The following is a 13,804-nucleotide window of genomic DNA, read 5'->3' as shown; positions in this document are numbered from 1 at the left end:
GTTATGAAATAAGTCAGTTATATGTTTACCGCGTGCCAGCCATTGTTAACATACTTTTAATGGAGATCTATTGAATAAGATTACAGACACAAGCGTAAAGCTTGTGTCTGTGAAAAATTAGTATACAAAATCCGCTGTACTTCTTTAATTTTTTCATCACATTTTTACAGGGTGGCTTCCTAAGAGTTCTTATCATCAACGTTATATTACATAAAGATCATTGAAAGACAAAAATGGAAGGGGAATAAGTTATGTTAAGAACCTTCAGGTAACCAAGAGAAGTATATGATCGCAGAAGGTTGAATCCGAAATCAAGACTGTACTTAAATATTTGCCTGGTTCCAGCTCGTAAGAAAAACTTGAAGAATTTTCTGCTTATTAGATGCAATTTTTCTAAATTGGGTGCTTAACCACCTAACCATTCTTACGCATAACCATTAGCGGTTATGGTAAGGGTCTTTTTTTATAAAATATAAATAATGAGAAAATTAAGTTTGATTCTGTCGATTTTGTTCCTGGGACTCATGCAAATCGGATGTATTCAAGAAGAAAAAGAACAGGAAGCCTCCATCAATTTTAAGGTAGAAAATTCAAGTGTCACTAGCATTTCGATTTTAAAAGACAATTTCACTAATGCTAGTAGACTATTCGAAAATAATGGAAGAATATCAGTTCCTTTAACAGATGGGAAGGGGCATTGGTCAGTTAAACTTTCCAAACCGATTTTCGTTACTGCTGTTATTCCTGATAAAAATAACCAGAATAAATCCTATATTTTTTGTTTATCGCCTGGCGATGAACTTAATGTGTCTTTTGCATCTAAAGATGAAGGGAGTACTTATGTAGTTTCGGGCGCAGGAAGTGAAAATAACCAACCTGCCATTCAAGAACTTTTCAAAGACAGGTCAGACTATAATGCTTACAGAAAAGATTCATTGCCAGGCAATGTCTTTAGTGCTATAAAAGAGAAAAGTAATAAGAATCAAAAAATCCTGGCGGATTATAATTCAAAGTACCGTCCTTCTGATGAGTTTAAGGAGATCTATGCTCTAAATGTTAATTATTTTCCATTGTGTAAGTATCTTGAATTTAAAGGAGAACAAAAATTCTATATACGAGAATCTTTTGTGAGAAATGAGGATAGCTGGCAAGCCATCGAGGATTCGCTTATCAATCGTACCCCGGTTAGTAATGACAAAATGTTAGTTTTTGATCGATACTGTTATTTTCTACGTACGTATCTTACAAGATTAAAAGAACAGCTGTGGCAGCATCCTGAACGGTTAAAAGACTATTATGGGACAGCGACTCAGGAAGAGGCAGTTAAAATAAACAGTAAGGATCCTGAGAATCTTTTGAAAGAGAAAATCATCGAGAAGCACTTTACTGGCAAAACAGCCGAGTTTTTATATGGAACACTTTTTAAAGAGGCAATAGATGAAAAAGAGGATAATCTACCGGAAATATTTTCACGTTTTAAACAGCAGTACCCTCAAAGTCAGTATATTTCATATGTTGAACCTGCCATTCAAAAAATCGAAAAGCAAAGAGCACGTACCCTTACCGATAAAATGGTTTTCGTTGATAATCCGGATTCCTACCAGTCTTTTGATGACATATTGAAACTGGTAAAAGGTAAGACGGTTTTACTCGATATGTGGGGAACCTGGTGCGGGCCATGCCGTTCTGAAATTTCAAAAAATTCGGAGGCTATAAAAAGTCATTTTAAAGACCAGGGGCTCGATTATCTGTATATAGCGAATTACGATGAGGATAAAGAAGACAAATGGAAAGAGTTGATCGCTTATTATAATTTAACAGGGACTCATGTTTTGGCGGATAGAACACTTACTGCTGACATTATGAAAGAAATAAAGGGAAAAGGGTTTCCTACCTATGCGATTATCAAAAAGGATGGAACCTTCGAGTTATCCGAGGCCGGTTATCCGATGAAGAGAGATGTTCTGATTAAGCAGATAGAAGAGGCTTTAACCGATTAACAAGGGGAAAGCTAATACTCACGGGTGCATTGTGTGGTTATATTGAGTGTGAATATTTTGAACAGGATAATAGGTGCAAGGGTGAGGTTGGTGGTAAGGTGCAATTTGAATAAACTATGGGAATAGGAAGAAGACAATTCTTTAAATTATCAAGTCTTGCTTTGGCAGGACTTGCTGTTGACCCTTTAAATGCTGTTGCCATAAATGATAATGTTTATGTAAATAAAAAGCTGGGAATACTATTCCATAAACCTGAAAACTGGGGATTCATTGCCGTAAAAGACTTTGGGAAAATTAAAAGCGAACAAATAATTGGAGAGGGACTTGAAGATTCACAAGAGGAAATATTAGAGGAATTGGGAGATCCTATTTGTATTGCTACAAAATATTATCAGGACAAACCTGAGTATAAAGGTATTTTCTCACCAACAATTACATTAAACATAACTCCAAAAGAAGAACTTGAAGATTTAGGTCATGAAACTTTTGAAGAATTAATGGAGATGTCTGAATTTGGAACTTCAATGATTTTAAAAGACTTTGAAGTGACAAAAAAGTATAAACCTTATTTCATTAGTAATTGTAAATTTTATGAATATGACGCTGAATATTTATTTGAACATATGGAAATAAATGAACCATTGAAAGTTGAACTTAAAGTTCTAAAAGTAGAACATAATGGATTTTATTACGACTTTAATTGCCACCAATCAAAAGCTCAAAATCAACTTGCCAACAAAGAGTTTGAAGAATTTAAAAAATCAATAAAATTAATATAAATAGCTGCCTACAATAACTAAGTGTTCGTGTGGTCGGTACGGCGAAACATGAATGGCGTGTTAAGTAGTGTTATTTGCATAGGTTAAACCGTTAGGTGCTTTGATTGCAAAGATTTGAATTGAGGAAAAGTTGAAATATCCTCAGGTACAACTATTTTTTAAATGTTTACAAACGTTTAAACCAACTTAAGTAATATCAAAATAATATTATGCGCCTAAGACTATAAAAAACTATATAAAATAGTACCCATATAGTAAGAAACAGTTTTATTAAAATAAAAAATCCGTTAGATTTGTGGTAAACATGTTAAAAATAAACACCTTATGGTGTTTATAGGATTGTTGGCCATTAGCTGAATCAACCATTGAAAATATTCCTTCACATAATAATTATCGTTTTTTTGACTGTTGTCACTCAAATAGGTGGAATAATATATTTGATTGCAATTTTGTTCGTTAAGAAAAGTTCGGAAAAGAAACAATTGAAACGAATTGGAATTTTCGCTATTCTATATTTGCTTACAACATTTTTAATTGTTCCAAATGTCGCACCAACTTTTGGACGTGAAAAAATAAAAGAATCAGTAGCTTTAAAAGCTCATTCTTTCATTTATAAACTTGCGAACAGAAACTATGTAAGACCTGAGCTGAATAAATCAATTGGACAAATCGCAACTGAATTTGAAAAACAAAACACAGGAATAAAAATAGTTTATCTTGATGCGAATTTCCCTTTCATAGACAAATTTCCCCTTTTGCCTCATTTGAGCCACAACGATGGAAAAAAAATTGACGTTTCTTTGATTTACGAAAATGATAATGGACAATTGACAAACAAAAAGCCATCAGTTAGTGGATATGGAGTTTATGAAATGCCAACCGAAAAAGAATATGACCAAGCGGAAGTTTGTAAGGATAAAGGAAATTGGCAATATGATTTTCCCAAATATCTGACTTTAGGTAAAATCAACAAAGAAATTAAGTTTTCCGAAAAAGGAACCCGACAATTGGCAAATCTGATTTTAAAACAAAAAAATATTGGAAAGTTATTTATCGAACCACATTTAAAAACCAGAATGAATTTGAATAACGTAAAAGTACGATTTCACGGATGTCAAGCAGTTAGACACGATGACCACATACATTTTCAACTTGAATAAAGAAAAAAGCCTATGGGTAACACCGTGTATAATTCATTGTTATTACTCGCCTACTTGCGAAAAGCTTGTGGATTTTCTATTCGGTTTGTTTTTGCTAAAATACGCAACGAAATCATACACAAACACGTAACACATAAAAAGAGACAATCATAAATGAAAAAAAAATTATCAATAATACCATTATTTCTTTTGTTATTAATTTCTTGTAACACTCAAGAAAGTGGAATCGGAAATAATGAAATCACAATTAACGGAAGAGTTAATAATTATAATGGTGAAAATGCAGAATTGTACTTAATTCACTCTCAACCAGGTACTAAAAAGTATAGAGAATCTATAAATATTGATTCAGTTGGCAATTTCAAAATAAAATTAAAAAGTTCTATCCCGCTAGATGCTTTTATTTTAGAGAAAAAGAGTTTTGCTAATATTAATTTTATATACCACCCTAATGATAGTATTTATCTAGAATTTAGCCCTCAAAAAAATAATCTAGATTTACTAAAAACTGTTCGTTTTAAAGGAGGTAGGCATCAAACAAACAACCTACTGATTGATTTTCAAATATTAAGAGAAGAAAATAATTTAGGTTATGGGGCTATACAGCCTATTTCATATGAAAAGAATGCTATTGATTTTAAAACAGAAATGGATTCTCTTAAACTCGAGCAACAAGAACTCATTAAACGGTTCAAGAACAAGAACTCATTAAATACGGAAGAGAAAGAATGGATTACTTCATTTGGTTATGAAACTTATTATTACTTTCTCGATGATTATGGTTTTGGCAGAGAGAATCTACCTGATGGTTATTTTGATTACAATAATGATGTTCCAAACATTACGATATCCAACATCGTCTCATGGAGAAATTTAAGTGAACGTATAAATAGCTATTCTATGAACAGAATAACTCCTGAAATTCAAAAGAAATTCAGCCCCATAATGGATGATATCATTGATGGCAAGATAAATTCTGACTCCCTTATAATTGAATATTTTGAAAAGAATATTCCTAACGATTTATTAAAACAATTGCTTCTTTCACATTATTATACAGCACAATTTAAGGAGAACTTTATCGAAGGATACAGAAAGAATCTAACGACCTTGAATTCTCTTGTTAAACTACCCATAATAAAAGAGAATTTAGATAATTATTATAGAGAAACATTAGACTTTATTAATAAGCCCAATTTATACTCAAATGAAGTTCTGGCTAAAATGAAAAATACCCCTATAGAAGAAACTTTCTCTAAAATTCTATCAATAAATAAAGGAAAAGTTATTTATATGGATATTTGGGCAACTTGGTGTTCTCCCTGTATTAAAGCAATGCCACATTCAAAAAAGCTTATGGAGAAATTTAATGGAGAGGATGTGTCATTTGTTTATGTGTGTATTGAATCAAAAGAAGATTTATGGAAAAGGTTGGTTTCTGACTTTAACCTAGGAGGGGGGCAACACTATTTAATTGACAAAGACCAAAGTAAATTTTTTCGCAGTGCATTGGATGTTCAAGGAATCCCACAATACTTTATAATTGATAAGAATGGAAATATTGTAGAAAGAGGTAAAGATATACATCCTAGCAATAGAATTACTGAAGAAAAAATTAAGGAAAAACTGAAATAATTACGTGTTTCAACGTTGTTAGACGTTGCACAACCTATTAATTACATAAAAACAAGATCCAAATAAGCCCATTTAAGGGCTTTTATTTTACGCTTTAGTTTCGTTGCAAACTAAAATTGAGAGACTTAAAAAGGGGTAAAATATGTTGTATGATAGTTTTTAAAGAAAAACAAACACCTTGCAGGCTTGCTGCTCCACTTTTTGTGTGTTTTTCAATGAATTTCAGGTACTTTTTAAGGTTATAGCTATCACTTTAATGGACTACTATTAAGGTAAGGCTAGATTTAAGGGTGTGAAATCGGGTTTTGTTTATTTCGGAAAGAGATTTATGAAAGTCTAAAGTATAGCTCAAAATTAAATAGGTTGCCCCATCGGTTGCCCTAAAAAATAAAAAACCCTGTAAAATCAATATTTTACAGGGTTTTTAAGTACTCGAGGCGGGAATTACCTATGGTGAGTCCCTATGTGTCATTTTGAGAATAAAGGTCAATCCGCTGCGCGTCTTTATTTTTTTGTTTCATCACTTTCTTATAAGCAAGCTTACGAAAGTTCATAAAACAAAAAAGGTCAAGACTTTCGTCCTGACCTTTATTGATCTGTACTCGAGGCGGGACTTGAACCCGCACGAACATTACTGTTCATTGGATTTTAAGTCCAACGTGTCTACCAATTCCACCACTCGAGCCGCTGTTGGCATAAAAAAAGCGCTGTTCAATCAGCGCGCATTCGAGCGAAAAACGGGGTTCGAACCCGCGACCTCAACCTTGGCAAGGTTGCGCTCTACCAGCTGAGCTATTTTCGCCTTTCTTAATGAACGTCTGCAATTCGTTATTGCGGATGCAAATTTAAAACATTTCTTCTAATTCCAAAGGATTTTCGATAAAAAAAGAAATTAATTTTATAACCTATTGATTTTCAATTATGCCTTTTTCTTTTTAATGAGCATTCTTTTTATTTCATTAAGTTTCATCAAGGCTTCAACAGGAGTCAGGGTATCAATATCCGTATGAATAATCTCTTCTTTGATCTCTTCTAAAAGCGGATCATCGAGGTTAAAAAAGCTTAGTTGCATTTCATCATCCTGAGCCTCTTTCAGGTTTTCTGTAAGTTCATCACTACTATGCGACTTTTCAAGCTTTTTAAGGATCTTATTGGCGCGATGGATAACCTGCTGAGGCATTCCGGCCATCTTGGCTACATGGATCCCGAAACTGTGCTCACTGCCGCCTTTTACGAGTTTTCTGAGAAAAAGCACATTGTCCTTAAGTTCTTTAACCGAAACATTGTAATTTTTAATACGTTTAAAGGTTTCGGTCATTTCGTTAAGCTCGTGGTAATGCGTGGCAAAAAGCGTTTTAGCTTTGGCCGGGTGCTCGTGTAAATACTCAGAAATGGCCCAGGCAATGGAAATACCATCATAGGTGCTGGTTCCTCTTCCGATTTCGTCTAACAGTACCAGGCTTCGATCTGAAATGTTGTTTAATATCGAGGCGGTTTCGTTCATCTCCACCATAAAGGTAGATTCACCCATAGAAATATTATCGCTCGCTCCGACCCGGGTAAATATCTTGTCAACAAGCCCGATCTCCGCAGCATCAGCCGGTACGTAACTTCCCATTTGAGCCAATAGCACAATCAGGGCTGTTTGTCTTAGAATAGCCGATTTACCACTCATGTTCGGACCGGTGATCATGATGATCTGCTGCTCCTCCCGGCTTAAGGTGACGTCGTTGGCAATATAAGGTTCGCCAATAGGCAATTGTTTTTCTATAACCGGATGACGCCCATTTTTAATGTGGAGGTCGAAAGAATCAGTAATCTCAGGGCGCACATATTTATGATCCCTGGCGAGTTGTGAAAACCCACATAAACAATCGAGTTGCCCAATAAGAGCCGCATTGCGCTGTACAGGTTCAATATACTCATACATCCAGACAACCAATTGGGTGAATAATTGCTGCTCTAATTGTAATATCTTTTCTTCAGCACCTAATATCTTCGCTTCGTATTCTTTGAGTTCTTCTGTGATATATCGCTCTGCATTTACCAGGGTTTGCTTTCTTATCCATTCCTCCGGTACTTTGTCTTTGTGCGTATTGCGCACTTCTATGTAATACCCAAATACATTGTTGGAAGCTATTTTAAGCGAAGGAATCCCGGTACGCTCGGTTTCACGTGCCAGCATCTTATCGAGATAGTCCTTGCCTGAAAAAGCGAGGCCACGCAATTCGTCCAGATCCTTAGAGTAACCTTCTGCAATTACAGCGCCTTTATTTACGTGAATAGGAGCCTCTTCATGAAGCATTTCCTTGATCTTGGCTCTCAAGGGTTCACATAGGTGAAGCGCATCACCCATCGCTTTTAAGGAGTCGTTTTCGCTCTGTTCTGCAAGTGCCTTGATTGGGACGATAGCCTCTAAAGAGTTTTTAAGGTAAATCACCTCACGCGGATTGATCTTTCCGGTAGCAACTTTAGAGATGAGCCTTTCGATGTCGCTGATCTGTTTAATGTAAGCTTGTATTTTTTGAAGCTTATCCTCATGTTGCAATAAATACTCAACTACCTCATGTCGCTGTTTTATGCGATCGATGTTTTTTAAGGGTAATGCCAGCCATCGTTTAAGCGTACGTCCGCCCATAGGAGAAATAGTCTTGTCGATAATATCGATAAGAGTTACTGCGTTGCTGGCAGTCGACTGGTATAGCTCCAGATTTCTGATCGTAAAACGATCCATCCAGACGTGTTCTTCTGCGGCAATTCGGTTAATGGCCGTTATATGTTGTAATTGGTGGTGCTGCGTTTCCGATAAATAGTGTAAAACGGCTCCACTGGCTATAATACCTTCGTGTAAATGGTCGATACCAAAACCCTTTAAAGAAGCGGTTTTAAAATGCTTATTCAGGGTCTCGTGAGCATAATCCTCCTGAAAGATCCAATCTTCCTGGAAATAGGTATGGTGCTCATTACCAAAAAGGGCATAAAAGTCTTGTTTGTGTTTTTTAGAAACGAGAATCTCACTAGGGTTGAAATTCTGTAAAAGTTTATCTATGTGCTCGTCATTTCCCTGGGCAGTCAGGTACTCGCCGGTAGAAACATCGAGAAAGGCAATCCCTAATTGTTTTTTAGTAAAGTGGATCGCACATAAGAAGTTGTTGGATTTTGCCGTTAGAATATCATCATTAAGAGCTACGCCTGGAGTAACTAACTCGGTAACACCTCTCTTTACAATGGTTTTGGTTTGTTTCGGGTCTTCCAGTTGATCACAAATAGCTACCCTGCAACCCGATTTTACCAGTTTTGGTAAATAGGTGTTGAGGGAGTGATGAGGAAAACCGGCAAGTTCCGTTTTATCACCGCCATTGTTACGATGGGTTAAAACGATTCCCAGAATTTTAGCTGCACGTACTGCATCATCTCCAAATGTTTCATAAAAATCACCAACCCTGAAAAGTAATAAGGCATCGGGGTACTTTGCCTTAATTTGGTTGTATTGCTTCATTAACGGTGTTTCCTTCTTGCTCTTAGATGCTGCCAATGTTCTTCGTTTTTATTCTAAAAGCGAAGGTAAAGGTTTTCATATTTTAATGCCACTAATCTTATCATCTCTTATAAACAGCTTTTGTTGATTTCCTTTTGGGATTATATGGTTAATCAAGGAATGCACCTTATTTTTGCCTAAAATTGATTATATGCGAAAGCTTAGAAATAGTGAGTTAGAGCGATTGAATGTTGAAGCGTTTAAGGAAGTGAAGAAGACACCTTTAATCGTTATTTTAGATAACATAAGGAGTCTGAATAATATCGGTTCGGTGTTTCGTACTTCTGATGCTTTTTTAATAGAAAAGATTTATTTGTGTGGTATCACGGCATGTCCACCCCATAAGGATATCCAGAAAACTGCTCTTGGAGCCACTGAGAGTGTTGTTTGGGAATATGAAGAGGATACATTAGAATTAGTTAAACGCTTACAGGAGGATGGCGTTAAAGTGCTTTCTGTGGAGCAGGCTGAAAATGCCACCATGTTAAATGATTTTAAGGTCGATTCAGATCAAAAATATGCTGTAGTTTTTGGTAATGAAGTAAAAGGGGTGTCACAAAAAGTGGTGTCGGCTTCAGATAACGTTATTGAAATTCCACAATACGGAACCAAGCATTCACTGAATATAGCCGTAAGTGCCGGCGTAGTGATATGGGATTTATTTTGCAAGCTATCTAAATAAAGAAAAGGAGCCTTTTGGGCTCCTCCTCAGTCAATATATTAAGTAAAGTTAGCTAGTTTTCTCTTCAATTCGGGGTCTAAATAATAAAACCTTTCGCAAAAATGCAAAAAAAATGTTAAGAATTTTTCTTAAAAATTAACGCTCGTTGTAGAAATCATGTATTTGGTCGACAATGAGATGGTAGTCATCTTCCCGTTTTACGAAGTCCATTTCTGATACATCAATGACCAATGAATTTAAAGTTTCGTGTGTTTTTATATAATCGAGATAGGCCCTGTTGATAGACTCCAGGTATTCAGGTGCAATTTTTTGCTCGTAGTTTCTTCCTCTTTTTTTTATGTTCTCTAACAGGCGATCCGTATTCTGATAGAGGTATACATACACATCAGGCTTTATAACTTCTTTGTACATGAAGTTGAAGATTTTGCGATACAAGGTAAATTCATCTGCATGCAGGGTTACTTTGGCGAAAACCAGTGATTTAAATATATCATAATCACTTACCATAAAGTCCTTGAACAAATCAAACTGAGAGGTGTCGTCAGTAAACTGTTGATAGCGATCTGCTAAAAACGACATTTCCAACGAAAACGCATAGCGCTGCATGTCATTATAGAACTTTGGTAAAAAGGGGTTGTCTGCGAATCGCTCCAGGATAAGTTTTCCATTAAAATCATCTGCAATTTTAGTGGCCAGGGTTGTTTTTCCGGCACCAATATTACCCTCTATAGCAAGGAGTTTGAATTTAGAAAAGTCGTTTTTTTTTACTCTCAACGTTTTAGGGTACGTTACTAAAGCGCTATCATCTTTACAGTTTTGAAGTAGTTCGGTAACGCTTTTGTTTAATTTGGGGTGGATTTTATCGGGAGCGATATCTGCTAAAGGTAACAATACAAATTTCCGAAGCTCCAGGTAAGGGTGCGGAACTTTTAATATGCTGGTGTCGATTATTTCATCTTCGTAAAAAATAATGTCGATATCAATCGTTCGGGCTGTATAGCCTTTTTGATCAGAACGAACTCTGCCAAGGCTTTCCTCAATTTTAAGCATTACTTTTAACAAATCCTCAGGGTTTAAGGTGGTGTCAATAGCGAGGCACGCATTTAGAAAATCATCGCTTTCAAATCCCCATGCCGGACTGGTGTATATTTTTGAACTGGCAACAACATGGCCCGCTTGCTGGTTTAAACGATCTACCGTTTTCTGCAGGTTTTCATACTTCTCGCCCTGATTGCTCCCTATGGATAAATATGCGCGTTTAAATTTCTTCATAATCAAATGGCAAAGTAAACAAAAGAAATCAACAAAGTTTTATCTTTGTTTTTATTGTTGATAAGTTTTAACGGGTGAGGGTAGGTTGTAAATCTACAGTAGAAACTGTAACAATCACCTCGGTTTTAAGACTAAATAAGTAGAGTAGCATGAACCTCAATTAAGGGGTTTTTAAAAAAAAGATTGCAATGAAATTTCTTCGAAATTTATTAGCCTCTATACTGGGAACTCTGGTAGCACTGGGGATTATTTTTATGGTGTTTTTAATTTTTATCGCTTTTGCAGGAAATCAGGAAGCCATTATTCCGGTTAAGGATAATTCAGTATTACAAATCAGCCTTTCACAGCCATTAAAAGATTATGGTGGCAAATACAATTTTGTTGATTTTGAATACAAATTTGAAAATTATGACGGCTTGAATAATGTTATTGATGCTATTCATTTTGCCAAAGGGGATGATAAGATTAAAGGGGTTAGTATTTATAGTAAGGTGTTTATGGGAGGCACCGCTCAGGCTAAAGCCATTCGTGATGCCTTGGCTGATTTTAAAGAATCAGGAAAGTTTGTGTATGCATACGGAGATTTCTATACGCAGAAAGATTATTATTTAGCCTCGGTGGCTGATTCGGTATTCCTGAATCCTGTTGGTGAGATGGATTTCAGAGGCTTATCTTCTGAAGTATTGTTCTTTAAGGATATTCAGGAAAAATCGGGAGTTAAGATGGAGGTGATCCGTCATGGGAAATACAAGAGTGCAGTGGAGCCATTCCTGGCAGATGAAATGAGCGAAGCAAACAGGGAACAGATATCAGAATTACTAGGCTCTGTATGGTCTTCTGTGAAGTCTGATATTGCATCGAGCAGGGGGATTTCTGTAGCGCAATTAGATACATTTGCTGATGAATTGGCGGCCCGAACTCCACAAATGGCACTTGATAATGGCTTTGTGGATGCTTTGATGTATCACAGTGATTATGAAGTGATGTTGAAAAGAGCTATAGGAGGTAATGTGCTAGATGATGTGGAATATGTTTCAGTAGCCGAATATGCAGAGCATGCATCTAAAAAGAAAAAGTCTTTTGGTAAAGATAAAATAGCTGTGATCTATGCTCAAGGAGAAATAGGCTATGGGAAGGGCGATGACAATATTATTGGACAGGGTATCATGATCGAGGCTTTGAAAGAGGCGAGAGAGAATGAAAAAGTAAAGGCTATCGTACTTCGCGTAGACTCTCCGGGTGGAAGCGCCTTGGCTTCCGATATCATATGGAATGAAATAGAATTGACAAAAGCGGTTAAGCCGGTGGTGGTTTCCATGGGTAACTTAGCGGCTTCAGGAGGATATTATATTGCAGCTGGAGGGCAACGGATATTCGCCGAACCTTCTACTATTACAGGTTCAATTGGCGTATTTGGGGTGGTGCCAAATGTCCATGAACTCGCCGAAAGATGGGGTATAAATGCAGAGCAGGTAAATACCAATAAGCAGTCGACAATGTACAGTCTTTTTGAACCAATGACCGAAGATTTTAAAAAGGTGACCACAGAAGGTATAGAGCAGGTATATCAGACTTTTTTGGAAAGGGTAGCCGAGGGTAGAAATATGGAGGTGAGTGAAGTTGATCGCATTGCCCAGGGTAGAGTATGGAGTGGTTCGGAGGCCCTGGAGATAGGATTGGTAGATGAAATCGGAGGACTGGATGATGCTGTGGCCTATGCTGCTGAATTAGTAGAGGTTAGTGATTATGCGGTACGCAACTATCCGGAATATGAAATTAACCTCGATAAAGTATTTGCGCGATTTGGCCTGGCGCAATCCAAGGAAGATATAATTAAAGAAGAAATTGGGGCAGAGGCCTATCAGGTGTATAAGAAGTTAAAAATGATGCTTCAACAGAAAGGAATTCAGGCGCGTATTCCTTTTGAAATGTATATTCAGTAGTTGATGACGCAAAAAGATAAAAAGCTTGCCTTTAAAGTGTATCTCTATTTAGGGGCATTGTTTATAACAGCCCTGGTTGTTTCGAATCTGATATTTCAGAAGTTTTTCTATTGGAATCCTTTTGGTGAAGTGGAGATCTTTGGAGCTCCGCTTTTTGAGATTTCTGTGGGGATACTCCCTTATCCGATAACCTTTTTGATTACGGATCTTATCTCTGAAATTTATGGCAGGAAAAAGGCAAACCAGGTAGTGGTTGCAGGAATATTTGCTTCCTTCTTTTCCATGGGGATAGTGTTATTAGGTAATATAGTGCCCGCCATAGAGAAGTCTCCAGTAAATGATATTTTGTATTCGAAGGTATTTGCGCTTTCTCCAATAGCTGTATTGGCTTCAATGTTGGCATATTTGCTTGCGCAATTTGTAGATATTCGTATTTATCATTTGTGGAAAGATTATACAAACGGTCGGCACTTATGGTTGAGAAACAACTTTTCAACTTTTAGTTCTCAATTTATAGATACCTTTACGGTAGTTTCTTTACTGTGTTTATTTCAGGTACTTCCCTGGAGTATGTTTTACGGGTTGTTGGTTAGTGGATTTATTTTTAAGATAATGGTAGCCGCTATCGACACCCCTTTTCTGTATTTATTCGTATATATCTTTAGACGCCGCTTTAAATTGAAAGTCGGTGAAGAGATAGTGTTGTATTAAGCGGTTCCGCTTCTATAGAATGCTAATGTTTTAAACTTTTATTAAATCTGTGGTTAGGCCTCGGATATTAGTGTAATTTGGGTA

At 36.4% G+C, this 13,804-nt stretch carries 9 protein-coding genes and 2 tRNA genes; 7 read left to right on the top strand and 4 right to left on the bottom strand.

Annotated features, from left to right (window positions below):
• Positions 1-479: 479 nt before the first annotated feature.
• The 4 genes from P278_RS11115 (at position 480) to P278_RS11100 (ending at position 5,574) form a co-directional block, all read left to right on the top strand.
• On the top strand, positions 480-2,000 hold the full coding sequence (locus P278_RS11115) for a TlpA family protein disulfide reductase (RefSeq protein WP_038266665.1): 1,521 nt from the start codon (positions 480-482) through the stop codon (positions 1,998-2,000).
• Between the two features lie 116 nt (positions 2,001-2,116).
• Entirely contained in the window at positions 2,117-2,779 is a 663-nt protein-coding gene (locus P278_RS11110) for a hypothetical protein (RefSeq protein ID WP_038266663.1), read from the top strand.
• Between the two features lie 401 nt (positions 2,780-3,180).
• Positions 3,181-3,939: a hypothetical protein gene (locus tag P278_RS11105; protein WP_082436145.1), complete on the top strand. Its 759-nt coding sequence runs from the start codon at positions 3,181-3,183 to the stop codon at positions 3,937-3,939.
• Between the two features lie 153 nt (positions 3,940-4,092).
• Positions 4,093-5,574 (top strand): TlpA family protein disulfide reductase, encoded by a 1,482-nt coding sequence (locus tag P278_RS11100; RefSeq protein WP_051413531.1) that lies wholly within the window; start codon positions 4,093-4,095, stop codon positions 5,572-5,574.
• Between the two features lie 599 nt (positions 5,575-6,173).
• On the opposite strand, the gene P278_RS11095 is transcribed toward P278_RS11100, so the two are convergent.
• From P278_RS11095 to mutS, 3 genes are all read right to left on the bottom strand, one after another.
• A tRNA-Leu gene (locus P278_RS11095) sits at positions 6,174-6,259 on the bottom strand.
• A 44-nt stretch (positions 6,260-6,303) separates the two neighbouring features.
• A tRNA-Gly gene (locus P278_RS11090) sits at positions 6,304-6,376 on the bottom strand.
• A gap of 117 nt (positions 6,377-6,493) precedes the next feature.
• Positions 6,494-9,073 carry a DNA mismatch repair protein MutS gene (gene mutS, locus P278_RS11085; RefSeq protein WP_038267867.1) on the bottom strand — a complete coding sequence of 860 codons (2,580 nt, stop codon included), beginning with the start codon at positions 9,071-9,073 and terminating at the stop codon, positions 6,494-6,496.
• Between the two features lie 190 nt (positions 9,074-9,263).
• Between mutS and P278_RS11080 the strand changes: the two genes are divergently transcribed.
• Complete coding sequence (locus P278_RS11080) at positions 9,264-9,794, top strand: RNA methyltransferase (RefSeq protein WP_038266661.1); 531 nt, start codon at positions 9,264-9,266, stop codon at positions 9,792-9,794.
• Between the two features lie 135 nt (positions 9,795-9,929).
• Here P278_RS11080 and folK read toward each other — a convergent pair whose 3' ends face one another.
• Positions 9,930-11,066 carry a 2-amino-4-hydroxy-6-hydroxymethyldihydropteridine diphosphokinase gene (gene folK, locus P278_RS11075; protein WP_038266659.1) on the bottom strand — a complete coding sequence of 379 codons (1,137 nt, stop codon included), beginning with the start codon at positions 11,064-11,066 and terminating at the stop codon, positions 9,930-9,932.
• A 188-nt stretch (positions 11,067-11,254) separates the two neighbouring features.
• On the opposite strand from folK, the gene sppA reads away from it, so the two are divergent.
• Positions 11,255-13,009: a signal peptide peptidase SppA gene (sppA, locus tag P278_RS11070; RefSeq protein WP_038266656.1), complete on the top strand. Its 1,755-nt coding sequence runs from the start codon at positions 11,255-11,257 to the stop codon at positions 13,007-13,009.
• Between the two features lie 3 nt (positions 13,010-13,012).
• Positions 13,013-13,720 (top strand): queuosine precursor transporter, encoded by a 708-nt coding sequence (locus P278_RS11065; RefSeq protein ID WP_038266655.1) that lies wholly within the window; start codon positions 13,013-13,015, stop codon positions 13,718-13,720.
• Positions 13,721-13,804 lie beyond the last annotated feature (84 nt).

Origin of the sequence: Zhouia amylolytica AD3 (genome assembly GCF_000511935.2) — a bacterium.
GTDB classification, from domain to species: domain Bacteria; phylum Bacteroidota; class Bacteroidia; order Flavobacteriales; family Flavobacteriaceae; genus Zhouia; species Zhouia amylolytica.
This window is presented reverse-complemented; position numbering and strand designations above follow the sequence as displayed.